The following is a 19,795-nucleotide window of genomic DNA, read 5'->3' as shown; positions in this document are numbered from 1 at the left end:
GCAGGTCAAGATGCAACGCGACTTTCGGTGTCCACTTTGCGCCGCTCGTGGGATTTCTGGGCGTCGGCCATGGACCACAGTCGGTGGCGGCGTGTGCCGTAGGGATGCCAGCCGTCTTCGTGGGCCCATCGGCGGATGGTGCCGGGGGCGACGCCGTGGTGTTGGGCGAGGGCTTCGGTGTCGAGCAGCCGCAGCCGAGGCTTGATCATGAGGCGGCTCGGATCAGCGCTGCATCATCGGGGAAGTGGCGGCCGTTGAATAGCCAGCCACCCTCGGCGAGGGCGACGATCTGAGCGACGTACCGGTCGTTGCAGTACAGGTCGTAGAAGGTGCCTGAGCTGTACCGGCCGTCGGACCAGGTGACTGTCGCGGGGCCGAGCGGACTGCTGGTCGTCCAGTCGAGTCGAGGTGGCGGCACTTCGCGGCGAGCGGACAGTTCGTCGCGGGCAGCGGAGACCCTGGTCGGCGCGCTTCGCCGTGCTGCGAGTCGCTTTTCAAGTTCGCCGTGCTGGCCGCGGGCCTTCATCCACAGGGCCTCGCCGCTGCCTTCCCAGCCAGAGCCGCATCCTGTGTTGCGCGGGTTCTGACGTGACGATGGCCAGTCGTAGCCGCGGGCTTCCGGGATCTCAAGCCCGAGCGTGTATCGGCCGACGAGCCGCTGATGCGCCGGCCATCTGAGATGCCCGACGCTGGCGTACGCCATGGCTTCGTCCCGTTCGGTGAACTGGACTCGGTCCTTGCAGAGGAGACAGTGCACGATCCAGGAGCCCGGCGCTGCTACGCGCGTTTGCCAGTGGGCGGTGTCCGCCTGCCTCCACGGCGACAGCAGGCGCGCGACGGTCGCCTCGGTCGTCCGTGTGACAGTGATCCGGTAGCGCCGCGGAAGCGGGGTCAGCTTGTCGCTCATGACGCGTCCAGGAGGTCGCCGAGGCGCAGCCATTCGGTGCGTGGCCACTCTCTGCCGCAGGCTCCGCAGTGGATGGTGTCGCCGCGGGTGGGCGCGTACAGCGGGGTATCGCACAGCCGGGAGTGTTCGCCGTCGTCGATGGTGTTGGGGCAGCGGCCGATGCGTCGCCGCCCGTCCCCGGTGACGGGCTTCAACTGGGCTTGCAGCTGGCGCAGCTCGGCGTCCACCTCCGTCACGAGGGGCTGGCGGGTGATCCAGTCGAGCTGGTGGTCGATCCAGCGGGCCAGGTCGGGGACGTCGGCGCGGTCGGGTGGGCCGGTGATGCCGCGGTGTGCGGCGATGTCCCAGGCGATGGTGTCGAGCACTCCGCGCACCGAGAGCGGGGGGTGTTCGTGTTCGCGGTGTAGCCGGCCGTCGGAGCCGAGCCAGGTGCGGGCGACCGCGATGGAGCGGGGGTCGCGCATGGCGATGACGTGGTCGTTGGCGGGGCTGCGGGAGTGGAACCCGGGGCCGCGGCGGCCGCTGTCGCCGGTGGCGCCGGGGGTGGGGTCGAGCCGGGTGTAGCGGGCGACGATGTCGCCCAGGCGGTGGCGGAGCCGGTCGAGGCAGGGGCTGCAGGTGCGGTAGCCGCGGTCGGCGGGTGCCCACGAGGCGCCGTCGGCGGGTGGGCGGTGGAGGAGGCAGGCCCAGTCGGGTCGGTGGGGTGTGTCCATCGGGGTCCGCCTTCCGGGTGGTGTACGTTGCGGGCTGCTCCCCCTGTTGGTCTCGTCAACCTGGTTGGTGGTGGGCGGTGGGGTGGCCCGGTTGCGGCGGGAATCGTCCGGGCCACCCCACATTCATGTGATCTCCCCGAGCTGTTGCCGTAGCGCCTTGCGTGCGGCGTTGGCGGGGCCGCGCATCTGCTCGTACACGTGGGCGGGCATCACCTCGATGAGCTGGCCGTGGTGGTCGAGTAGCCGCACCGTGTGGACGTCGGTGGGGAGTGCGGGGAGCGGGTCGGTGGGGTCGTGGACGGTGACCTCGTGGCCGAGCCGGTGCACGGCGTCGCCGACGCGGACGAGGGCTGGGTCGGTGCTGGTGTGTTCGATGTGTTGGCCGCACCGGTGGCAGGTGGTGGTGTGCCAGCCGGTGGGGAGCATCCCGGCCAGGTCGGGCTCGGCGGGCTGGGTGGTCACGCGGGAAGCCCCCGTTTTGCCGCCTGGTTTGCCCCAGGAACGCCCGACAGGTGCGCTCCGGTGTCTGTGGCTGGTTTCGGCGTCTTCTGGCTTTCTGTGGCGTTTGAGGGCCGCGACAGGGTGTCGGGGTCGAACTCGCCGCGTTTCACCCCGGCCACGAAGGCTTCCCACTCGCACCGGTGGAACGCCAACGGCGGCAGGTCGGGCAGCTTCGAGTCCCGCACCAGCACCCAGCCGTCGACGGCCTGGACCTCGACGCATTCGCCGAAGTCGCATCGGCTGGCGCGCCGCCACCCGGTCACGAGCCCACCAGTCCGAGCATCTGCAGCACCTGCTTGGCCTCGGCGGCCGACAGCTGGCCGCGGTTGTAGCGGTTCAGCACGGTGCGGACCGCGGCGGCTTCCTCGTCGGGTCCGACGGTCGGGCTACAGCCGAGGCTGATGCCGGAGCGGTCGATGTCGCGGGAGATGCGGGTCACGCTGCCTCCTTGACGCGGACGCGGGCGCCGGGCTGCTCGTCGATCTCGGCGATCCGCTTGGTGGGGTGGAGATCGACCACCTGTGAGTCGTCGCGCCATACCACCCCGGACAGGGCGTCGAGGACGGCGCGGGTGAGCTTGTCGATGTCGGGGCGCTTGATGGCCGGTGGTGTGGCGCGTTTCGGGGTGCCGGAGGGGCGGGGCATCACGAACTCGATGCGGACGGTGAGCGGCCCGTCGAGCGGGGCGGCGGTGTGGGCTTGGGCGGCGTGCCAGGCGACGGTGGTGCGCCACGGGGCGACGTGTTTCGAGGATTCGACGAGGACGCCGTTGCCGACGTGCCGCTTGGAGCCTTGAGGTGCTGGCCTGCCGGGCACGAACAGGTCAAGCAGCCACCGGGTGTCGGGGCTGGCCATCAGGCGGCCTGCTGGTGTCGGGCCACGGCGAGGCTGGCGGCCCACCCGGATCGCCAGGCGCGTTCGCGGGCTTCGCGGTGCCGCTGGTGGACGTCGGCGATGACGCGGCGGTTGGTGGCGGCCCGGCACGTGCAGTCGGGGGCGAGCCAGCCGCACCGCTGGCATGGGTAGATGTTCACCGGGGTCTCCTCGTTTTCATGATCGTCGGCTTGGTCCTGCATGCAGCGCAGCGGCGGCCCACCCACCCTCTTTAGAGGGTGGGCCGCGCGTGCAGGACCGTGCAGGACGTGCAGGACGCGTGCAGGATTCCGACGCCCTGACCTGCACAAATGAAGATCGCGTGCAGGACGTGCAGGACCGCGTGCAGGACCGTGCAGGCCGTGCAGGATCGCGTGTAAAGCGCTGACCAGCACAAATGCCGCATAAGTGCTGGTCAGAGCGTTGACCAATCCTGCACGGGGCTGTGACCTGCGGTTTTGTCATGATCCGCCCCAGGTGGTGTCGGGCGCGGTTTGCGCCCACCTGTAGCGCACTTCAGGTTTTCCGTTACGGCCGACCTCACCTGGAACCCGCACCACCAGCCCCTCTGTGGCGAGCTTTTCGACCTTCCGACGGACCCGCTCCACATCCCCGCGGGACGGTTTGCCGGTCGACTCCGACAGCACCGCAGCAAGATCAACCGGCGTCCAGATCTTCCACGGCTCCAGCCGCATCACGTCCCCGGCGTCGGCCCGCTTCTCCACCTCGGTACGGCCCGCGTCGTGGTCGTGCACCAGCAACAGCGGACCCACCATCTCCGCGGGCTGTTTCAGGTGGTTGAGCTCAACCACAAGATCCCCGGCTTGTCCCCACACGAGGAACACCGACCCGGCGCCAGCGGACAGCTCCATCCCGCCGTGCATGTCCTGCAGCGTTTTGGGTGCCCCTTGGTTGGCGCCGTGTTTGCGCTGGTGGGCGATCTCGACGATCTCAATACCTTCGGCGAGGGCGCGTTGGCGGGCCCGGTTGTAAAGGCCGGCCTGTTCGCTGCCCACCAGGCCGACGGAGGCGTCTTTCACCGAGTCGACGATGATCGTGTCGGCTCCGTAGGCGCGGGCCGCCTGCAGCAGGATGTCGGGGCGGGCGGCCGCGTCCGCGGGCAGCGGACCCTTCCACACCACGAGCCGTGCGGCGAGCAGCTGCCGGTCGCCGTCGTCGACCATGCGCCGCATCGACCGGGCAATCTGCCGTGGCCGGTCCATCGCCAGATACAGCACCTTGCTGGAGGTGGGTTGGACGGGGAACCCGAGGAAGGTGTCGACGAGCCCGACGCGGGCGAGCACCAGCTGTTGGGTGATAGTGGTTTTCCCCACCCCTGGCGGGCCGGTGAAGATCAGTGCTTCGCCGGGCGCCCACAGCACTTGTGCGCCGCGCCCCCAGATCGCGGGTTCCTCGGCTTGGACGGCGAAGATGAAATCTTCGCCGGTGGCGACCTGCGGGTGCCGAAACGGATCACGTTCCCCGCTCGGGTTTCCGTCACCGCTGGGGTCCTCGTCGGGCTCGTCGTCTCGCCCTTGGTTGCTGTCGCCGACGGGTGCCGTGAACGGGTCGAGGGTGGCGGCGTCGGGTGCACCGTAGTCGGGGTTGAGTCGGACGATGCGGGGTTCGCGGCCGCCGTCGCGGACGGCGTGGACGATGGTGCGCCGCACCTCGTCGGCGGGTAGCCCGCAGGCGCGTCCTGCGGCGTCGAGCCGGTCAAGGGTGGTGGCCGGGTCGAGATGCCCAGCCGCGACGAGTTGCCCGATGCTGAACGCCGCCTTGTTGAGGGTGTGGTTGCGAACCCCTTCGGGGGCGGCCGCAACCTCGCGGCACTCGCTGTCGAGCGCGGCTTGGGCGTACCTGCGTGCCTGTGGGTCGTTGGTGGCGGCGACCGGCAGGTCGGGGACGGCGCGGATGTGTGCACGTTCAGGGCGTGGGAGTGCGCCCCGCTCGTACAGCACCGTCAGGAACGGGTGTTCTTTCTCGGCGGAGCTCATGCCGCGTGGGGGCCGTGTTCGACAGGTCGCTGCCCGCGGGCGGTGATGTGTGGGGAGGGCCGCACCCACCACTGGTAGCGGCGCCCGTCGGCGCGCCGGGAGGGTGGGGCGACGATGTAGCCGCCGCGGCCGCGGTAGTCCATGCCGGGGCGGAACCCGGCCAGGTTGCCGCCACCGGTGGGTTGGAACAGCACGTGCAGCCCCCCGCGGGGGGTGATGCTGATGCCGTGGATGTCGGGCAGCTTCCCCGAGTCGCGCAACTCAACCCATTCCCACAGGGCACCGGAGGGGGTGCCGTCTTTGCGGGTGATGTCGACGTCGAGGACGTCGAACATGTGACCGGTGGCGACACCGATGTTGCAGTGGGGGGCGTTGGTCCACCAGCGACGCACCACGTCGAGGTTGGTGGTGGCGTCTTTGAATCCGCGGGACCGCGGGTAGGGGATCTTGTCGCCGGGCTGCAGCGGAAAAACCGGCCAGCCGAGTTCGGCGTAGGCGACCGCGGCCCGGCCGAGCTGCGGCGGCCGCTGGTCGACACCGTCGAGTTGCGCGGCCAGTTGGTCGGCGGTGTGCTGGTCGTCGGCCTCGACGGCGGCTAGGAAAGCGTCGGCGAGCGGGTCTCCGGTCGGCGAACTGGTCTGGCAGTTGGGGTGTTGGGTTTGGCCGAGCTCGGCCAGCATCAACTGCTGGTCGCAGACGGTGCATGTCGAGTAGATACGCAACGGCCTGCCCTCCTTGTTGTGGTCGCCGCGGGGGGAGCGCGTGTTCTGAGTGGTCTCTGCCCCGCCACCAGTCGGGGGCTGGTGGCGGGGTCGACACCGCTCAGAACGGCGGCTGCGAGTTCTGGGCGAGGTAGTTGCGGGCGATGGCCTTGTCGGCGTCGGTGGGGTCCCCCAACATCCACGGGGGAGATTGGCCTGGCTTCTTGTTGCCCTGCCCCAGCCGGCCCAAATTCATGCGGCCGGTGCCGGCGTTCTTACGGACCTGGCCTTGTAGCACCCGCGGGAAGATGAGGGTGTCGGCGTACTCGTCGGGGGCGTCGGGTCCGTCGAGCACGACCACGTCGGCGCGGACGGCGTCGGTGTCGCCGTAGGAGGTTTTGATCCCGGTCTCGACGGAGTGGGGGGTGATCAGCAGCAGCCGGCCGTTGATCTCCTCCCAGGAGATGCCGCTCGAGCTGCCGGGCCCGTCGAACAGGTCGTCAGACATTCTTGTGCTCCTTCTTGTGCTTGTTCTCGGGGTGGTCCGCGCACCGGTGGGTGACGCGGAGGGGCCGCCAGTCGCGGGCGGCCCGGATCAGGGGGTCCCAGCCGATGCGGGGACCGAGGTAGCGCCATACCCGGTGTTCGGCGACGAGCGCGTCGAGGTCGGCGGTGATCGGCAGGTTGTGGCCGTCGAGCACGATCGGGGTGGGGGTGAGGTCGTCGCGGAAGGTGAGGGTGGGTTCACCGCAGTTGGGGCAGGTCGACTCGTCCTGACCGCTCCGGCGCGTGAGCGTCCCCATGAGGTGCCCACACCCGCACGCCTCCCGCAGAGGGTGGAGCAGACCGCCGGTGCCCACAGGTGTCGGCGGGTCGAACGGGTCGGCGCTCACGCTGTTCACCTCTCCCGCTCGATCCAGGCCAGCAGCTCACCCGCCGACGAGTCGCGCGGGACAAGATCGGCCAGTACGACGACGAGCGCGGTCATGCCGCACCGCCTGCCCCGTCCTGGTAGGCCTGGTCCCACACCCATTCGGGCCAGGCGTTGGCTTCCCCGTAGATGGGGTGCGGGACCTTCGCGGCCCGTAGGCCCGCGGCCCGACCGATCTGTCCGGCGCGCCGACCGAGCGGGTTGAGGAAGTCGACGCTGGTGGCCCAGTTGCGTCGTCGGGCGTAGGCGAGGGCGCTGTACCAGCCGTGGTTTCCTTCGAGCGCGTCGACACGGTGCCCGACCTCGCGCACGGTCTCCGCGGCGTGCTCGGCGACGAGTTCGGCCCGCTGCGCCGCGAGCTGCGCGGCTTCGATCTGGTCGATCGCGGCACGCAGGATGTCGAGCTGCGATGTGGGGGCGACCGAGTAGGAGCCGGTGCGGCGGATCGCTGGGAGCACCTCGTGGGTGATCCACCGCTTGAACGCCTTCGCCTCCGGTTTCCGGGAGCGGAGGATCAGCGAGTACAGGCCAGGCTCGTTGACGATGGTGACTTGCTGGTCACCGCCAGGGGTGCGGATAGTGTCCGCACCCTTCTCGTCGTCGTCGAGTCCACGGACAGCGTCGTGGACTCGGCCGATGTCGAGGATGGTGCACACGTCTGCGGCGACGAACCACGGCTCGCCGTCGATCTCGACGGTGCGCACCTCGTGCGCTCCGTAGTGGAACGGAACGATGTCGTTCACGCGGTCTTCCCTTCAAGTAGCTGCGCCTTCCGAGCGCGGCACACCTCGATCAGGTCGGGGGTGCCGTGGCCGGCGGCGTCGGCGGCGAACCACACCTGGTTGAGTGCGTCCACCGTGTCGGCGGCGCGGGCTTCTGCGGTGTAGTCGCGTGTCGCCGGGTCGACGGTGGTGTTGTCGCTGACGCTGTCGGGTTGGGTGGCGACGAGGAGGTCTTTGCGGGCCCGCTGCTCCCGCACATGCACCGACAGTTGGGCGAGTTCCCACCCGGCGGCGATGTTCACCCAGAACAGTTCGGCGCGGCCTTCCCCGGCCGGGCACCACACGATCAACCCCCAGTCGGTGCGCACCGGTCCTGGCCACGGGGTGCGCTGCCCAGTGCCGGGGTGGTAGGCCTGGCCGTGGGCGTACACGGCGAGCTGTACCGAGAATTTGATGCCGCCGAAGTCCATCGACCCGGACGTTTTCTCGTCGGTGACGACGACAGCCCCCGCGGGAATGTGGGTCCGGTCGGGGGCGGTGAGCGGCTGCCGCAGCCGGGACACCCGGTCAGGGGTGCCGGCGACTTGCAGTTCGTCGCAGACACAGAACTGTTCGATGGCGACGTGCTCGAACAGCGGCTCGGTGAGCCGCCGGTAGGCGTCGAGGTCGGCGGCGAACTCGGGGGGAATGAACCCGGGGTCTTCACCGCGGTCGATGCGTTCGGCGAAGGCGTGCATGCCAGTGCCGATGGTGGCGCGGGCGCTGGCCTCGGCAGCATCCATGGCTTGGTCGACGAGGCTGTTGAGCTTGTCTTTGCTGTCGCGGTGGGCGTTGACGGCGAGCAGCAGGTCGGGCCGGGAGGCGACCCCGATGGCGGTCATCCGTTGTTTCCAGCGGGTGAGCCCGTAGGTGTCTTCGAGCGCGCCGCCGAGGGTGGATGCGCGGGTGTAGCCGACGGGTTTGCCGCCGTCGGGTGGGGTGATGAGCGGCCGCCCCCACCGGTCGCGCCGGATCTCGGGGGCGGGGGTGTCGAACAGGTCTGCGGTCAAGACTCGTTTCCTTCGGGGCGGCCGCTGTTTGTTGGTTGGGTTACGGGCTGCGGTGGGGGTGGGGTTTCACGCGCCCGTCTCCGCGGCGTGGACGCGGGCCACCACCTGCTGGTGCCCTGCGACCGCCTCGACCTCGCTGCTGTAGCGGGCCTGTTCCTCGTCGAGGGGGCCACCGAGCACCATCGTTTCGAAGATCAGCGGGCGCCCGGAGCCGAAGCTGTGGTCGATGCCGAGGTGGACGGTGGAGACGGTGACGGCGCCGACGGTGTCGAGCGCGACCCGCCCGTCGTTGTGGCGGAAGGTGGCCACCCAGTCGTCCAGTGTGATCGGGTTGCCCTGCCGGTCGTAGTAGCCGCTCATGCCGTGTGGCCTCCTCGGGTGAAACGGTCGGTGAGGGTGTCGACCTGCCGGTGCCAGTCGGCCAGCCAGGCCGTCCAGTCGCGGCTTCGGCAGGTGCAGTCGGCCTCCGGGGGGTCGACGGGCCCGGGGTGGGTCCACACCCGACAGTCGGGGCGGTGCTGGTCGGCGGGTTCGCGGCTCATGCCGACCCCCGCAGGTCGCGGTCGATGGGGTGCAGAGCGCGGACCGGGACACCGGCCGCGAGGTGGTCGGCGTCGTCGAGGCGGGCGACCCGCAGCAGCCCGTGCCGGAACCCTTGGGTGACGGCGTGCGCCCGGTCGCGGGCACCGAGCGCGGCCAGGATGCGCCGCATATACGTTTTGATGGTGTTCTCGGTCAGGTGCAGGCGCCGCCCGATTCGGGTGTTGCTGTAGCCGACCGCGACCAGGTGCAGCACCTCCAGCTCGCGCGGGGTGAGCGGCCTGCTCATGCCGCGTCCATCCCGTCGAGGTTGTCAAGGAGGTTGACGGGTTCGGGGTTGCGGGAGGTGGACAGCGGCCACCACGCCCCGGCCTGCACGATCTCTTGCGCGCCCAGGACGAGCGCCGAGGTGCGGCATTGGGTGATGACGGGGCACCCGGCGCACCAGGTGTGGGCGACGTGTCGGGCCTGGTCGAGATCGACCCGGCCGCGGTCGTCGACGGGGGAGAACACGGACGGGTTGGCGTCGCGGCAGGCGGCGTGTTCCTGCCAGCCGAGGTTGGGGACGGCGGCGAGGCGGGTCACGACGTGACCTGCCGGGGGTGCTGCCCCTGGGGGTGGCCGTCCAGTTGGTCGGCGCGGGCGAGCAGCCGAACCCGCAGGTCGGCGTTGTTCCAATGCTCGAGCGCTTTGCCCCGGTAGCGGGCGGCGGTGACGTAGGCGGGTTCGTCTGGTCGCTCGTCGACCTCGACGTCGAGGGCCTCGGATGTGGTGTCGGTGGGCAGCCCGAAGCGGGTCGCGTACTGCGGCCACGGCAGCAGCTCCCCCTCGTCGCACCAGCAGTCGAGGTTGATTTCGTGGCAGCTGGTGCACCAGGTGGAGGTGTCGGCGATGTGGGGTGTGTGGGCTGCGTGGGGCGTGCGGGAATCAGCCATGGCCACAAGTTACCGCAAGTTCCCGCAATTCGTCCAGGGGCAGCCTGTGGCGACCTGCCCCTTTATACGGGTCTGCCCCGCACCCGGGCTACGGGGATGCGGGGCAGACTGTGGCGCCGTGCGGCTACCCGGCCCCTGACCTTGGTGGGGTCGGGCCGCGCTGGTGTTGGTAGTGCGACCCCAACCCGGCCGACCCGTAGGGCCGCTGGCAGGGTGAGCTCATGGGGTGGAGGGTGAGCTGCCCGATCACATCCCCGGGCCACAGTTCGAGGTGCAGGTCGCCGACGTTGACCACCTCCAACGTGATGTGGCCGGCGAACCCGGGATCGATCAGGCCGGCGGTGACGTGGACGGTCAACCCGAGGCGGCCGAGGGTGGAGCGGCCGTGCAGGATGCCGCACACATCGTCGGGCAGGGTCACGGTTTCGGCGGTGGTGGCGAGCAGGAATCGGCCCGGCTCCAACACGATCCCGTCCGACCCGTCGTGCAGTTCGGTGAGGTCGTCGGGGATAGCGGACAGGCGCACCCGCCGGAACAGGCTGCGATCGAAGCTGCGGTACTGGTCCCCGAGGGTGAGATCGACGCTGGCGGGTTGGATGCGGTCCGGTTTCAGCGGGTCGATCACCAGCCGGCCCGAGTCGAGCAGGGCGCGGATGTCACGGTCAGCCAGCACGCTGCGTCTCCTGCTCGGCGACCAGCCCGGCCAGCAGGGCGAGGTAGAGGATGGCGTCGTGGATGCGGCCCTCGATCGGCTCGGACAGGGTGCCGCCCCGGCGCAGGTAGGACAGGATCGCGTCGTGGTGTTTGCCGTAGAAGATCCCCCAGACTTGCAGCGGGGACAGCCCGAGCTCGGCACCCCGACGCCGGAAGTTGGCGAGCGCGTCATCGTGGGTGGCGTATTCCAACCCTTTGGAGTCGTTGATCTTCCGCACCTGCTCGAACAGGTCGTCGAGTAGCTGGTTGAACTCGTCGCGGGTCACACGGGTCTCCTGTCGTGGCTGAGGGTCTGCTCGCGGAGCCGGCGGGCCTCGCGTTCGGCCTGCCAGCGGCGCAGCACCTCGTCGCGGTAGGCGGCGTGGGCGGCGTTGGTGTGGGCGCGGGTCTGCCACACCCGCCGCGCCATCTGGCGTAGCGCCGCCGAGTAGGCGTCCAGCTCGTCGAGCCGGTCGGCAGCCTGCCGCAGCACCGCGCACGCCCCAGCCGCGCCGAGGGCGTCGAGCCGGTCGGCGATGGCGTGCACGTCCTCGGCCAGCACCGCGGGGGTAAGGTCCGCGGTCATGTGACAGACCCGGTGATCACCCACGGCTTGTCGATGTCGGCCCGGCGGCGTAGCTCGCGCTCCCATGCCTCGTCGGTTTGGCGGCGGGCGACCTCGCGGGCGACAGCGTCCTCAACAGCCTGGGTGGTGGCCGTTTCCCGCTGGGCGAGCACCCCATCCCACAGGCGCACGAGCATCTGGATGGCGGTCATCTCGCGGTCGATATCGGCCAGCTGCACGCGGGTGGTGTCGCCGGCGAGGGTGCGCGCGATCCGGTTGCAGGCGCGGCGTGCCTCTACCGCGCGGCGGGCCAGCAAGTCACGGTCGTCCTGGTCGGCCCACGTGTGGAGGTCCTCGGGGACCCGCTGGTGTGGGTAGCAGGCGTGGCGGACGGCTTTCTCGGCGTTGGCGGCCCACTGCTCGCGGGTCGGCCATCGGCGGTCAGTCATCGGTTCCCCTCCCTGGGGTGGCGTGCCGGTGGTCGAGCGCGTGGACGAGGGCGAGGACGGCGCGGCCGATGGCGAGCGCACGGGCGTCCTCGGCCGACAGGGACACAGCCTCCGGGGCTGGGGCCGGGGTTGTTGCGAGGGTGGGCGGGGCGCCATCGTCGAGTAGCCGTGCCGCGCTGCCCGGCGTCCAGCCGAGCGCGCGATCCAGCTTGGAGTACGTCAGCTCGTTGAGGCGCGTCTCCACACCGCGCTCGATGTTGCGCACGGTCTGGTGGCTGGGGCCGCCACGCTTTCTGAGCTGTTCCTTTCCCAGCCCGAGTTCGTGGCGCCGGGCCTTCACCGCGGCGGCCAGATCAGTGGGGCTCACCGCTTCCCCCTGCTGGCGTGCCGGAACGTGGCGGCGTAGACGATGGGGTGCTGGATCGGCCACCCGGCCACGTCACGGTGCTGGTAGGTGACGAACCGGCCGGTGCCGGTGACTTGCAGCCACACCCACCGGCCCGGGTCGGTGATGCGGATCACCCGACGCGCCTCGGGGTCTCTCGGGTCGTCGTCGGGGTGGACCCTGACGACCATCGGCGGGTCTTGGGTGGGGTCGCCGCACTGGTCGCGGGCGGGCCGGTAGGTGGCATCCAGCCGGGTCTGCCCGTCAAGGCTGGTCATATCCGGTCACCTCCGCCGCCGCGCCCAGGCCTTGCCCCAGCGGGCCCGGTCAGCCATCGGTCGCCTCCAGGGCTTGGATGGTGGGGCACGGCCACTCGTGCTGGTACGGCCCGCACACTGCGCAGTACGGGTCGTGCTCCGGTGCCGCCGGGGCGACGCGGTGTAGGTCGAGGGCGACCTGCCGTTGGGTGCGTAGCCGGGCGGTGGCGGCGAGCAGGTTCCGCACCGTGTCGGCCAGGTCTTGGTCGCTGCCGGGGTGCCGGTCGAGCACCGCCCACAGTCGGCGGCGCAGCCGCTCCAATTCCGCCGTGCGCTGTAGGTTCGGCGGCTCGTGGTCCCGGGTGCCGGACCACGCGCACCGCTCCCCGTAGGCGTCGTGGTCGGTGAGTCGCCCGTCTGCGGTGAGGGTGATGACCTCGCCGCACTGGCAGCGTCCACCGGCGGCGACCTCCCACGCTCGCGCAGTCTCGCCGCGCAGCCGTTCGACCTCGGCGGCGTGGGCGCAGCAGATCCGCTCGGGGTCGTGCCCGGCGCCGCAGTTGGCTTGCCGGGTGAGCCGCGCGATCTCGTCGGCGCGCCGGTCGTACTCGGCAAGCACGGCGACCAGCAGCGGCCCCGCCCACGTCTTGGCCCAGTGGCGGACCATCACCTCAGCGTCGGACAGGTCCGGGGTGGGAGTCGGGTCACTCATCGGGGGTGTCCTCCAGGAGGGTGGAGGCCTGCCGGAGCGAGGCCGCGACTTGGGCGGGCAGGCGGTGTCGACGGTGCAGCACCCCCGCCAGGGTGTGGATGTCGGCGACCTGCTCGGCGTCCGCCCACGCCCGAAACACGGCGCCGATCAGGGCGCGGTCGGTGTGGAGGTGCTGCCAGGCGACCCGGGTCGCAGCCGAGGCGGTGGGTTCCGCTGCGGCGAGGGTGGTGGCCTCCCGCAGGACCGCGGCCGCGGCCTGCCGTGTCTCGGCACGGCCCGCCGTCACAAGGTCTCCCCGGCGGTGAGGGCGGGGTGCGGGGTGCCGTGCCGGTAGTGCAGCGCCCACCCGTCCGCGTAGGCGACCGCCGGGCCGCCCTCCCGGTGTAGCCGTCCCTGCTCGTCCCGGTGCAGTTGGGTGGGGCGGTCGGTCAGTACCGCCACGTCACGCATCGGCCACCACCAGCCGACCGCCCGGGTCGCGGCGGCGAGCGCGTCCAGCTGCGGTGAGGGGGGCAGCCCAGCGATCGGCCGGGCGACCTGGTGGTAGGCCAGCCAGTACGCGTCCCGCCACGGGCAGAGGTGACCCCCGACCTCGTCCCAGAGTCGGTCCCCGGGCTGGTCGAGCACCGCCCTCGCCCCACCGAGCGGGGAGTCCGCCCACACCACCCAGGTCGGCGCCACCAGCCCCGCCGCCGTGTAGACGGCGCGCACCGCCGCCTCCGCCGCCGGGCGGTCACACCGCTCGGTGGACACACCGACCCGCATCCAGTCGTCCCGCACCCCCTGGATGTGGGTGAGCTGGTCCGCGGTCAAAGCGCCGTCGTGCATCATCGGGTCTCCTCGTCGGTGTCGTCGTCGGTGTCGTGGTCGGTGAGGTCGGCTCGTAGCGCCTCCACCACCCGCACCTGCCCGGCCGTGACGTGCGGGTAGGCGGCACAGATCTGCTCGACGGTCTCCCCGGCCGCCAGCCACTCCCAGATGGTGGCCACATCCAGCCGGGTGTGCCCGATCGTGGGGCGTCCGCCCCGGCGGGCGGGGTGGGTGACGATCAGCAGCTCATCCGTGCCCGGGTCGGCCGGGTCGGGGTGGCCGAGGATGCGGGCCAGCGCGGGCAGCGACTGCACCCGCCATGCCTGCACCTCCGCATCCCGCAGATACAGGCCGGAGTGGTCGGGGCGGCCCGTGATCCACGTCCACCCGTCGATCCAGTCCAGCCGGATGATCCGACGCGCGTCGAGGCCTGTCGGGTCGTCGTCGGGGTGGACACGCACCGTCCCCACCAGGTCACGGCCACAGGTCTCAGGCATCTGGGGTCTCCTCACGGTCGGGGCGGATCATCCGGGCGTACAGGTCGATCGCGGACTGCTGGAGCGCGGTGACGGTCGGCGCGAGGGGGGCCCGAGCGACGGCCCACGCGGCGTCCCGATCGGCGGCCCACGCGACGGCCCACGCGGCGGCCCACGCGGCGTCCCGATCGGCGGCCCACGCGACGGCCCACGCGGCGTCCCGAGCGGCGGCCCACGCGGCGTCCCACGCGGCGTCCCGATCGGCGTCCCGAGCGGCGGCCCACGCGGCGGCCCGAGCGGCGTCCCACGCGGCGGTCGCCTGCTCGCGCGCCTCCCGCACCACCAGCCCGGCGCGATCCGCCGACACCACATCCACAATCCGCCCTAGGTCGCGCACCCTCACCGCCGCCTCACGGCAGGACGGCACCAGATCCAGCCACGCGGGCAGCCACGTGCGGACCAGCCAATCCAGCGCCATATAGGAGCGGGTCTCGTCCAGGCCGTCACCAGCAGTGCCCAGCGCGGCCAGCCCCACCGTCTTGAGCCGCTGACGCGCAGCACGCGGCAGCACATCATTGAGGCCGCGCCCAAACACACCGAGCACCGGGGACACACATTGCGGGTGGTCGGTGTGCTCCTCCCCAGCCACCCACGCCAGCCACTCCATCAGACACACCCCGTCGCCGCGGGTGTCGTGGCTGCCGGACGCGAGCGGGGTGGCCAGCATTTCGGGGGTGATCGTGTAGGCGGTCAGGTCAGGCATTCGGGGGTCTCCTCACGGTCGAGGGTGGGGTGATCGGCGAGCCGCACGATCACCTCAGCCAGGTCCAGCACATAGGCGGCCAACCCGGCCGGCGGCTCACCGGGCCGGGTGTCGCACATGCGGGCAACAGTGGTCAGCAGCCCCCGCAGCGGGCCAGCCACCGAATGTGGCCGCTGCTGGTCGTGCCGGTCCAGCAGCTCCACCGCCCGCCAACACGTCTTGGCCGGGGTCACGCCGCCACCAGCCCGGTCACGCGGGGGTCGCCGTCGCGGGCGGCGCGGGTCAGGTGCAGCCGCAGCGCATCCGCGCTGATCCCCAAATGGGCGGCGACCTGGGCGTCGCTGTACCCGATGCCGCGCAGGTCTTCCAGGGCGTTGAGGACCTCGTCGCGGCGGCGCACCAGCCGCGGGAACCGGTCTAGCCAGCCGTCCCGCCGGGCCCTGATGTGGCAGCGGGCGCACAGGTTGCGGGCCTGGTGTGCCCGAAACCCTCGCCGCGGTGGCGCGGTGCAGGCCCGCAGCGGCCACCGGCAGCCGGGGTTGGCGCACCGCCACGCGTCCGCGGGCACGTCGGCGGGCGGGCCGCACAGGCCCCGCGGGTGATGCCCGACCACAAACCGGACGTGCTCGCCGCGCACCCGGCGTTGATGCCGATCGGTTTTGGTGGCGATCGAGGTGGTCTGCCCGCACCCACACAGGCACAGCCCGCCGGGGTTGGGTGGGGTCGGCTTGCGGCGGCTCACGCGGCGGCCCTGCCCTGCTCGGCCAACCGGACAGGCATAAGGAGATGCCGGTGCGCGCTGTCGTCGCTGTCGGGGAGCAGCAGCATCGGCCGGTTCGGGTTGGCCCCGAAACAGACCCGCACCCGCTCCGCCCCGCACGCCTTGAGCGCATCCGCGAGATAGGCCGGGTTGACCCCGACGATGATCGGGTCACCGACCAGCTCGTGCACCAGGGTGTCGGCCTGCGCCGAGCCGGTGTCGTCCCCGCCGGCGGACACGACGATCCGGTCGGTGTCCACGGCGAGCCGCACCTGCGCCACCCGGTCCGTGACGACCGCCACCTTCGCGGCCGCCTCCGCCAACCCGGCCGTGTCGACCACCGCGTAGCGGGACAGGTCGGTGGGCAACAGCTGCCGCCAGCGGGGAAACTCCACATCCAACAACCGGCCGACAAGCCGGTGCGACTCGGTGGCGAACCCGAGGTTGCCGCCGTCGTGGTGCACGGCCAGCGGCCCGCTGGGGGTGGCCTTGACCGCGGCGTCGAGCAGCCGCGGTGTCACCAACAGCTCCAGACTGGCCTCACCGGCCGGGGACCATCCGATGGTGGTGGTGGCCAGCCGGAACCGGTCGGTCGCCGCCAGGGCGATCCGGTCGCCGTCGGATTCGACGCGGACCCCGGTCAACATCGGCAGGCTGTCGTCCCTGCCCGCGGCCGGCACCACCGCCGCCACCGCCGCCCGCAACACGCCGGCGTCCACCGTCCCGACCGACTCGCCCAGGCCCGGGAGCTGCGGGTAGTCCTCCACCGGCAGCAGCGGCAACCGCCACTCCGACCGGCCCTCCCGCACCGTCAACCGGGCACCGTCCGCCGTGATCTCGACGTTGGACTGCTTGCCCAGCTTGGCGGCCACATCCGACAGCAGCCGGGCCGACACCAGCAGCCGGCCGGGCGTCGTCACCGTCGCCGAGATGGTGGCCGACAGGCAGGTCTCGTAGTCGTAGCCCGACACCGTCAGCTTGTCGTCGGCGACCTCGATCAGCAGACCCCCGAGGACGGGCACGTGCGGGCGGGTGGCGACAGCGCGTGCCGCCCACCCCGCCGCCTCATGCAGATCAGCAGCAGACACAATCAGACCGGTCACGCGGACTCCAAAGTGTCGAACAAAACAGGCAGTGACATCTCGTCGTCGAGGCGGCGCAAGTTGTCCACCGAGGTCCGCCAATAACTCGGCTTCAACTCGATCCCGACCCCGCGGCGACCCAACTTGCGCGCCACATACACCTCCGAGCCGATCCCGGCGAACGGCGACAACACCGTCTCCCCCGGGTTCGACCACAACCGCACACAACGCTCGATGAACCCCAGCTGGAGAGGGCAGATGTGCCGCTCATCCGCGTCGTCGCGGGCCACCCGGGCGTTGAGCGTGTCGGTCTCCTGGATGTCCAGCCACACCGGCTGCGCCCAGTCGATCCATTCGTCGTTCGACACATCGGTCTTGACCGGGATCGGGTTCTCCCCCCGGGGCCCGGAACATCAGCAGGTAGTCGGCCAGCGCCGGGCGTGTCTTCGACGAATCCCGGTTCTTCGTCACGAACATCAGCGCCTGCGCCTTGGTGCGGATCGCCTGCGCCTGCGGATCCTTGTTGACCGTCACCTCGCCGTGGAAGACCCATCCGGCCTCCTGGTAGGCGGCGATCACCTGCCCGCGGAAGTCAGTCAACCCGACCACCCCGTCAGAGGCTTTGGTGGTGGTGAGCTGCTGGACATGCACGCACGCGATCCGGCCGGGCATGGCCACCCGCAGCAACTCGCGGATGATGAAGCCGTAGTGGGTGAAGAACTCCTCGCGGGAGGAGCTGTTACCGAGATCCCGCGGGGTGGGGCTGTAGGTGAACAGGCTCGCGAACGGCGGCGAATGCACCGACAGGTGCACCGAACCATCGGCGATCTCAGTGAGCCGCTCGCACGAGTCCCCCAGCATCAGCGTCCAGTCCTGCCCGGACGCCTCATCGGTGATGTAGTCGTCGATCACGATGCCTCCAGAAGTTCGTGGCGGGCGCGGCGCATCTCCGCGACCAACTCGGCCATCACCTGCGCGGCGTCCCGCTCCTTGCGGGTCACGTTCGCGGCGATCTGCCGCTCCAACTCCGACAGCACGATGTGCACCCGCACGGGCCGGGTCTGCCCATACCGGTAGCAGCGGCGGATGCACTGGTAGTAGGACTCGAAACTGTCCGACAGCCCGACGAACGCCATCCGCGCGCAGTGCTGGTAGTTCAACCCGAAACTGGCGATCGCTGGCTTGCTGATCAGATGCTTGATCTCGCCGTCGGCGAACCCGAGCAGCGCCGCCGCCTTGTCCTCCGCTGACATCGCCCCGTGCACGTTCACCGCGCCCGGAATCAGCTCGGCGAGCCGGTCCGCCTCGTCGTTGAGCCCGCACCACAGCAGCCACGGCTCGCCCGGTTCGGCCGCGACCAGGGCGGCGGCCCGCTCGCAGCGGGCGTCCAGGGTTTCCCGCCGCACCCTCGCCCGGCCGCCCACCCCACCCAGGTCGGTGGCGAACAGCTGCCCGTCGACGTCGAGCTCGACACCCACCAACTCCGGGACGATCTCCAGGCCGGGCAGGATGTAGCCGTCGTCCGGATAGCCAAGATCCGTCGGCCGGCGGATCGCGAGCGCCCACGACGCCATCCACCGGAACATCGGCCGGCGGGCGTGGCCCTTCAACCGCCACCCGTCGTTGTCGTGCACGAAGTACGCGGACAGCATGCTGGTGCGGGTCGCGGCAGCGAGGAACTCGGCGTGGTTGGTGAGTTCCTCCACATCGTTCGGGCCGGGGGTAGCGGTGCACGCCAGACGGCGCGGGACGTCGGCGAAGTGCCGGATCAGCAGGTTGCGGGTCTTGCCGTCGGAACTCTTGAGGATCGACGACTCGTCGAGCACGACCGCGTCAAACACCGCCGGGTCGAACCGCTCCACCATCTCCAGGTTGGTGATCCACAACCCGGGCCCGGTCACCTCGCCCTGGCCGCGCACATAGGCCACCTGCAGGCCCAGCTTGTCTCGCGCTTCCCGGACGGTCTGGTGACACACCGCGAGCGGGGCCACGATCAGGCAGGTCTGCCCGGACAGGCGCGCCCACTCCAGCTGCATCATGGTCTTGCCCAGCCCGGTGTCGGCCCAGATCGCGGCCCGGCCCGTCCTCACCGCCCAGGCCACGATCTCGGCCTGCCACGGGTGCAGCAGCGGATGCACCTCGCCCAGGTCGACAACTCGGCCGTGGGAGGGCGCGACGGCGGTTTTGCGCCGCAGAAACTCGGTGTAGCTCACGGTCCCTCCGGGAACGTCCACGCCACCAACCACACGGCGACAGTCAGGGCGGCGAGGGCCACGATCAACGCGCTCATCGGGCACCCCCGGCGGCCAGCACCGCGGCCGCGAGCAGCCGCACATTGGTGCGGTCGCACGAGGTGACCGTCTCGCCGAGCCAGCCGGCGGCGAGCGAACACGCCACCTTGAGCACGCCGAGCTCGGATCCGGTGTCGAAGACCGGGCCCAGCCTCGCCGGCTGGCCGTGCGGGTGGTGGGCAAGATTGTCGAGCCGCCCCCAGTCCGGGGCGGCGAACGCCGGATGCTCGTCGCCGGGCCACCACTCGGTGAGCTCCCGGAACGGCGCCCGATCCAACCAGTGCCCGTGCGCAATCAACAGCTCCACCGCAGCCACCGCCGTCAGATCACCAGCGGCGTGGGCGCGCAACCCGGCCACCAGCTGGCCGGTGGGGACCTCGGCGGCGTTCACCGCGGCACCCCCACGGCCAGCAGGAGAGCAACCGCCACCGTGCTGGACCCGGCCAGAACACCGGCGGTGAACATCAACGTGCGGGCCGCCCAGCGGGGCGTCGAGTGGGTAATCGCGATGGCGAGGGCGACCAGCCAGGCGAGGCTGTCGTGAACGGGGCGGGGCCGGGCGTGCAGGCGGTGCCGCGGGCCGGTCGTCTGGTGGGCGGGGTGGGGGCGCAGATCGAGACACAGGTGTGCGGTCACGGCGGGACGGACCTTTCCGATGGGGGAGAAAAAAAGGGGGAGGTCAG

37 protein-coding genes are annotated in these 19,795 nt (G+C 71.0%); all 37 read right to left on the bottom strand.

Annotated elements, in window-relative coordinates; genetic code table 11:
* Positions 1–205: 205 nt before the first annotated feature.
* The 37 genes from ACFQE5_RS22265 to ACFQE5_RS22085 all read right to left on the bottom strand — a co-directional run bounded on the left by ACFQE5_RS22265 (position 206) and on the right by ACFQE5_RS22085 (position 19,748).
* Positions 206–907 (bottom strand): hypothetical protein, encoded by a 702-nt coding sequence (locus ACFQE5_RS22265; protein ID WP_379587810.1) that lies wholly within the window; start codon positions 905–907, stop codon positions 206–208.
* Positions 904–1,620 (bottom strand): hypothetical protein, encoded by a 717-nt coding sequence (locus tag ACFQE5_RS22260; protein WP_379587809.1) that lies wholly within the window; start codon positions 1,618–1,620, stop codon positions 904–906. Before ACFQE5_RS22260 ends, ACFQE5_RS22265 begins: the two co-directional genes overlap by 4 nt.
* Positions 1,621–1,743: 123 nt before the next feature.
* Positions 1,744–2,082: a hypothetical protein gene (locus ACFQE5_RS22255; protein ID WP_379587807.1), complete on the bottom strand. Its 339-nt coding sequence runs from the start codon at positions 2,080–2,082 to the stop codon at positions 1,744–1,746.
* On the bottom strand, positions 2,079–2,384 hold the full coding sequence (locus ACFQE5_RS22250; RefSeq protein ID WP_379587806.1) for a DUF397 domain-containing protein: 306 nt from the start codon (positions 2,382–2,384) through the stop codon (positions 2,079–2,081). Before ACFQE5_RS22250 ends, ACFQE5_RS22255 begins: the two co-directional genes overlap by 4 nt.
* The gene (locus ACFQE5_RS22245; RefSeq protein WP_379587804.1) at positions 2,381–2,560 is read right to left on the bottom strand and encodes a hypothetical protein; all 180 of its coding nucleotides are present in this window, start codon (positions 2,558–2,560) and stop codon (positions 2,381–2,383) included. The genes ACFQE5_RS22250 and ACFQE5_RS22245 overlap by 4 nt, the downstream gene beginning before the upstream one ends.
* Complete coding sequence (locus tag ACFQE5_RS22240; RefSeq protein WP_379587802.1) at positions 2,557–2,976, bottom strand: RusA family crossover junction endodeoxyribonuclease; 420 nt, start codon at positions 2,974–2,976, stop codon at positions 2,557–2,559. The genes ACFQE5_RS22245 and ACFQE5_RS22240 overlap by 4 nt, the downstream gene beginning before the upstream one ends.
* Positions 2,976–3,155, bottom strand: coding sequence for a hypothetical protein (locus ACFQE5_RS22235; RefSeq protein WP_379587800.1), 180 nt, complete (start codon positions 3,153–3,155; stop codon positions 2,976–2,978). The genes ACFQE5_RS22240 and ACFQE5_RS22235 overlap by 1 nt, the downstream gene beginning before the upstream one ends.
* Before the next feature lie 300 nt (positions 3,156–3,455).
* The gene (locus ACFQE5_RS22230) at positions 3,456–4,664 is read right to left on the bottom strand and encodes an AAA family ATPase (protein WP_379587799.1); all 1,209 of its coding nucleotides are present in this window, start codon (positions 4,662–4,664) and stop codon (positions 3,456–3,458) included.
* A gap of 323 nt (positions 4,665–4,987) precedes the next feature.
* A complete protein-coding gene (locus ACFQE5_RS22225; protein WP_379587798.1) occupies positions 4,988–5,713 on the bottom strand; it encodes a bifunctional DNA primase/polymerase in 726 nt (241 codons plus the stop codon).
* 100 nt (positions 5,714–5,813) lie between these two features.
* Positions 5,814–6,200, bottom strand: a complete 387-nt coding sequence (locus tag ACFQE5_RS22220; RefSeq protein ID WP_379587797.1) for a hypothetical protein — start codon at positions 6,198–6,200, stop codon at positions 5,814–5,816.
* Positions 6,193–6,585 carry a hypothetical protein gene (locus tag ACFQE5_RS22215; RefSeq protein WP_379587796.1) on the bottom strand — a complete coding sequence of 131 codons (393 nt, stop codon included), beginning with the start codon at positions 6,583–6,585 and terminating at the stop codon, positions 6,193–6,195. Before ACFQE5_RS22215 ends, ACFQE5_RS22220 begins: the two co-directional genes overlap by 8 nt.
* Positions 6,586–6,676: 91 nt before the next feature.
* A complete protein-coding gene (locus ACFQE5_RS22210; RefSeq protein WP_379587795.1) occupies positions 6,677–7,366 on the bottom strand; it encodes a BRO-N domain-containing protein in 690 nt (229 codons plus the stop codon).
* On the bottom strand, positions 7,363–8,394 hold the full coding sequence (locus ACFQE5_RS22205) for a hypothetical protein (RefSeq protein WP_379587794.1): 1,032 nt from the start codon (positions 8,392–8,394) through the stop codon (positions 7,363–7,365). Before ACFQE5_RS22205 ends, ACFQE5_RS22210 begins: the two co-directional genes overlap by 4 nt.
* A gap of 66 nt (positions 8,395–8,460) precedes the next feature.
* A complete protein-coding gene (locus ACFQE5_RS22200) occupies positions 8,461–8,754 on the bottom strand; it encodes a hypothetical protein (RefSeq protein WP_379587793.1) in 294 nt (97 codons plus the stop codon).
* The gene (locus ACFQE5_RS22195; RefSeq protein ID WP_379587791.1) at positions 8,751–8,936 is read right to left on the bottom strand and encodes a hypothetical protein; all 186 of its coding nucleotides are present in this window, start codon (positions 8,934–8,936) and stop codon (positions 8,751–8,753) included. Before ACFQE5_RS22195 ends, ACFQE5_RS22200 begins: the two co-directional genes overlap by 4 nt.
* Positions 8,933–9,223 carry a response regulator transcription factor gene (locus ACFQE5_RS22190; RefSeq protein WP_379587790.1) on the bottom strand — a complete coding sequence of 97 codons (291 nt, stop codon included), beginning with the start codon at positions 9,221–9,223 and terminating at the stop codon, positions 8,933–8,935. The genes ACFQE5_RS22195 and ACFQE5_RS22190 overlap by 4 nt, the downstream gene beginning before the upstream one ends.
* Positions 9,220–9,519, bottom strand: a complete 300-nt coding sequence (locus tag ACFQE5_RS22185; RefSeq protein ID WP_379587788.1) for a WhiB family transcriptional regulator — start codon at positions 9,517–9,519, stop codon at positions 9,220–9,222. The genes ACFQE5_RS22190 and ACFQE5_RS22185 overlap by 4 nt, the downstream gene beginning before the upstream one ends.
* Positions 9,516–9,869, bottom strand: coding sequence for a hypothetical protein (locus ACFQE5_RS22180; protein WP_379587787.1), 354 nt, complete (start codon positions 9,867–9,869; stop codon positions 9,516–9,518). Before ACFQE5_RS22180 ends, ACFQE5_RS22185 begins: the two co-directional genes overlap by 4 nt.
* A 124-nt stretch (positions 9,870–9,993) precedes the next feature.
* On the bottom strand, positions 9,994–10,542 hold the full coding sequence (dcd, locus tag ACFQE5_RS22175) for a dCTP deaminase (RefSeq protein WP_379587786.1): 549 nt from the start codon (positions 10,540–10,542) through the stop codon (positions 9,994–9,996).
* Positions 10,532–10,849 (bottom strand): hypothetical protein, encoded by a 318-nt coding sequence (locus tag ACFQE5_RS22170; RefSeq protein ID WP_379587785.1) that lies wholly within the window; start codon positions 10,847–10,849, stop codon positions 10,532–10,534. The genes dcd and ACFQE5_RS22170 overlap by 11 nt, the downstream gene beginning before the upstream one ends.
* The gene (locus tag ACFQE5_RS22165; RefSeq protein WP_379587784.1) at positions 10,846–11,148 is read right to left on the bottom strand and encodes a hypothetical protein; all 303 of its coding nucleotides are present in this window, start codon (positions 11,146–11,148) and stop codon (positions 10,846–10,848) included. The genes ACFQE5_RS22170 and ACFQE5_RS22165 overlap by 4 nt, the downstream gene beginning before the upstream one ends.
* The gene (locus ACFQE5_RS22160) at positions 11,145–11,576 is read right to left on the bottom strand and encodes a hypothetical protein (protein WP_379587783.1); all 432 of its coding nucleotides are present in this window, start codon (positions 11,574–11,576) and stop codon (positions 11,145–11,147) included. Before ACFQE5_RS22160 ends, ACFQE5_RS22165 begins: the two co-directional genes overlap by 4 nt.
* Complete coding sequence (locus ACFQE5_RS22155) at positions 11,569–11,943, bottom strand: helix-turn-helix domain-containing protein (protein WP_379587782.1); 375 nt, start codon at positions 11,941–11,943, stop codon at positions 11,569–11,571. The genes ACFQE5_RS22160 and ACFQE5_RS22155 overlap by 8 nt, the downstream gene beginning before the upstream one ends.
* Positions 11,940–12,239: a hypothetical protein gene (locus ACFQE5_RS22150; protein WP_379587781.1), complete on the bottom strand. Its 300-nt coding sequence runs from the start codon at positions 12,237–12,239 to the stop codon at positions 11,940–11,942. Before ACFQE5_RS22150 ends, ACFQE5_RS22155 begins: the two co-directional genes overlap by 4 nt.
* 49 nt (positions 12,240–12,288) lie before the next feature.
* Positions 12,289–12,930 (bottom strand): hypothetical protein, encoded by a 642-nt coding sequence (locus ACFQE5_RS22145; protein WP_379587780.1) that lies wholly within the window; start codon positions 12,928–12,930, stop codon positions 12,289–12,291.
* Positions 12,923–13,216, bottom strand: coding sequence for a hypothetical protein (locus tag ACFQE5_RS22140; protein WP_379587779.1), 294 nt, complete (start codon positions 13,214–13,216; stop codon positions 12,923–12,925). Before ACFQE5_RS22140 ends, ACFQE5_RS22145 begins: the two co-directional genes overlap by 8 nt.
* The gene (locus tag ACFQE5_RS22135; protein ID WP_379587778.1) at positions 13,213–13,761 is read right to left on the bottom strand and encodes a DUF6745 domain-containing protein; all 549 of its coding nucleotides are present in this window, start codon (positions 13,759–13,761) and stop codon (positions 13,213–13,215) included. The genes ACFQE5_RS22140 and ACFQE5_RS22135 overlap by 4 nt, the downstream gene beginning before the upstream one ends.
* On the bottom strand, positions 13,758–14,237 hold the full coding sequence (locus ACFQE5_RS22130; RefSeq protein ID WP_379587777.1) for a DUF433 domain-containing protein: 480 nt from the start codon (positions 14,235–14,237) through the stop codon (positions 13,758–13,760). The genes ACFQE5_RS22135 and ACFQE5_RS22130 overlap by 4 nt, the downstream gene beginning before the upstream one ends.
* Complete coding sequence (locus tag ACFQE5_RS22125) at positions 14,230–14,979, bottom strand: hypothetical protein (RefSeq protein ID WP_379587776.1); 750 nt, start codon at positions 14,977–14,979, stop codon at positions 14,230–14,232. The genes ACFQE5_RS22130 and ACFQE5_RS22125 overlap by 8 nt, the downstream gene beginning before the upstream one ends.
* The gene (locus ACFQE5_RS22120; protein WP_379587775.1) at positions 14,967–15,212 is read right to left on the bottom strand and encodes a hypothetical protein; all 246 of its coding nucleotides are present in this window, start codon (positions 15,210–15,212) and stop codon (positions 14,967–14,969) included. The genes ACFQE5_RS22125 and ACFQE5_RS22120 overlap by 13 nt, the downstream gene beginning before the upstream one ends.
* Positions 15,209–15,721 (bottom strand): hypothetical protein, encoded by a 513-nt coding sequence (locus tag ACFQE5_RS22115; protein ID WP_379587774.1) that lies wholly within the window; start codon positions 15,719–15,721, stop codon positions 15,209–15,211. The genes ACFQE5_RS22120 and ACFQE5_RS22115 overlap by 4 nt, the downstream gene beginning before the upstream one ends.
* Positions 15,718–16,842: a DNA polymerase III subunit beta gene (gene dnaN / locus ACFQE5_RS22110; protein ID WP_379587773.1), complete on the bottom strand. Its 1,125-nt coding sequence runs from the start codon at positions 16,840–16,842 to the stop codon at positions 15,718–15,720. Before dnaN ends, ACFQE5_RS22115 begins: the two co-directional genes overlap by 4 nt.
* Positions 16,839–17,111, bottom strand: coding sequence for a DNA methyltransferase (locus tag ACFQE5_RS22105; RefSeq protein WP_379587771.1), 273 nt, complete (start codon positions 17,109–17,111; stop codon positions 16,839–16,841). The genes dnaN and ACFQE5_RS22105 overlap by 4 nt, the downstream gene beginning before the upstream one ends.
* The gene (locus tag ACFQE5_RS22100) at positions 17,089–17,733 is read right to left on the bottom strand and encodes a hypothetical protein (protein WP_379587770.1); all 645 of its coding nucleotides are present in this window, start codon (positions 17,731–17,733) and stop codon (positions 17,089–17,091) included. The genes ACFQE5_RS22105 and ACFQE5_RS22100 overlap by 23 nt, the downstream gene beginning before the upstream one ends.
* Positions 17,730–19,034, bottom strand: a complete 1,305-nt coding sequence (locus ACFQE5_RS22095) for a helicase-related protein (protein WP_379587769.1) — start codon at positions 19,032–19,034, stop codon at positions 17,730–17,732. The genes ACFQE5_RS22100 and ACFQE5_RS22095 overlap by 4 nt, the downstream gene beginning before the upstream one ends.
* A gap of 73 nt (positions 19,035–19,107) precedes the next feature.
* Positions 19,108–19,503: a hypothetical protein gene (locus ACFQE5_RS22090; protein WP_379587768.1), complete on the bottom strand. Its 396-nt coding sequence runs from the start codon at positions 19,501–19,503 to the stop codon at positions 19,108–19,110.
* Positions 19,500–19,748: a hypothetical protein gene (locus ACFQE5_RS22085; protein ID WP_379587767.1), complete on the bottom strand. Its 249-nt coding sequence runs from the start codon at positions 19,746–19,748 to the stop codon at positions 19,500–19,502. The genes ACFQE5_RS22090 and ACFQE5_RS22085 overlap by 4 nt, the downstream gene beginning before the upstream one ends.
* Positions 19,749–19,795: the final 47 nt, after the last annotated feature.

Origin of the sequence: Pseudonocardia hispaniensis (assembly GCF_042658695.1) — a bacterium.
Classification (GTDB): Bacteria; Actinomycetota; Actinomycetes; order Mycobacteriales; family Pseudonocardiaceae; genus Pseudonocardia; species Pseudonocardia hispaniensis.
Note: the sequence above shows the minus strand (reverse complement) of the source record. Positions and strands in the feature narration are given on the sequence as shown.

What these genes read in the sequence shown, in the direction of transcription:
- ACFQE5_RS22145 (WP_379587780.1), bottom strand. Translation starts at nt 12,930, where the DNA reads ATGAGTGACCCGACTCCCACCCCGGACCTGTCCGACGCTGAGGTGATG.
- ACFQE5_RS22200 (WP_379587793.1), bottom strand. Translation starts at nt 8,754, where the DNA reads ATGAGCGGCTACTACGACCGGCAGGGCAACCCGATCACACTGGACGAC.
- ACFQE5_RS22160 (WP_379587783.1), bottom strand. Translation starts at nt 11,576, where the DNA reads ATGACTGACCGCCGATGGCCGACCCGCGAGCAGTGGGCCGCCAACGCC.
- ACFQE5_RS22125 (WP_379587776.1), bottom strand. Translation starts at nt 14,979, where the DNA reads ATGCCTGACCTGACCGCCTACACGATCACCCCCGAAATGCTGGCCACC.
- ACFQE5_RS22165 (WP_379587784.1), bottom strand. Translation starts at nt 11,148, where the DNA reads ATGACCGCGGACCTTACCCCCGCGGTGCTGGCCGAGGACGTGCACGCC.
- ACFQE5_RS22130 (WP_379587777.1), bottom strand. Translation starts at nt 14,237, where the DNA reads ATGCCTGAGACCTGTGGCCGTGACCTGGTGGGGACGGTGCGTGTCCAC.
- ACFQE5_RS22240 (WP_379587802.1), bottom strand. Translation starts at nt 2,976, where the DNA reads ATGGCCAGCCCCGACACCCGGTGGCTGCTTGACCTGTTCGTGCCCGGC.
- ACFQE5_RS22195 (WP_379587791.1), bottom strand. Translation starts at nt 8,936, where the DNA reads ATGAGCCGCGAACCCGCCGACCAGCACCGCCCCGACTGTCGGGTGTGG.
- ACFQE5_RS22190 (WP_379587790.1), bottom strand. Translation starts at nt 9,223, where the DNA reads ATGAGCAGGCCGCTCACCCCGCGCGAGCTGGAGGTGCTGCACCTGGTC.
- ACFQE5_RS22150 (WP_379587781.1), bottom strand. Translation starts at nt 12,239, where the DNA reads ATGACCAGCCTTGACGGGCAGACCCGGCTGGATGCCACCTACCGGCCC.
- ACFQE5_RS22260 (WP_379587809.1), bottom strand. Translation starts at nt 1,620, where the DNA reads ATGGACACACCCCACCGACCCGACTGGGCCTGCCTCCTCCACCGCCCA.
- ACFQE5_RS22180 (WP_379587787.1), bottom strand. Translation starts at nt 9,869, where the DNA reads ATGGCTGATTCCCGCACGCCCCACGCAGCCCACACACCCCACATCGCC.
- ACFQE5_RS22220 (WP_379587797.1), bottom strand. Translation starts at nt 6,200, where the DNA reads ATGTCTGACGACCTGTTCGACGGGCCCGGCAGCTCGAGCGGCATCTCC.
- ACFQE5_RS22135 (WP_379587778.1), bottom strand. Translation starts at nt 13,761, where the DNA reads ATGATGCACGACGGCGCTTTGACCGCGGACCAGCTCACCCACATCCAG.
- ACFQE5_RS22265 (WP_379587810.1), bottom strand. Translation starts at nt 907, where the DNA reads ATGAGCGACAAGCTGACCCCGCTTCCGCGGCGCTACCGGATCACTGTC.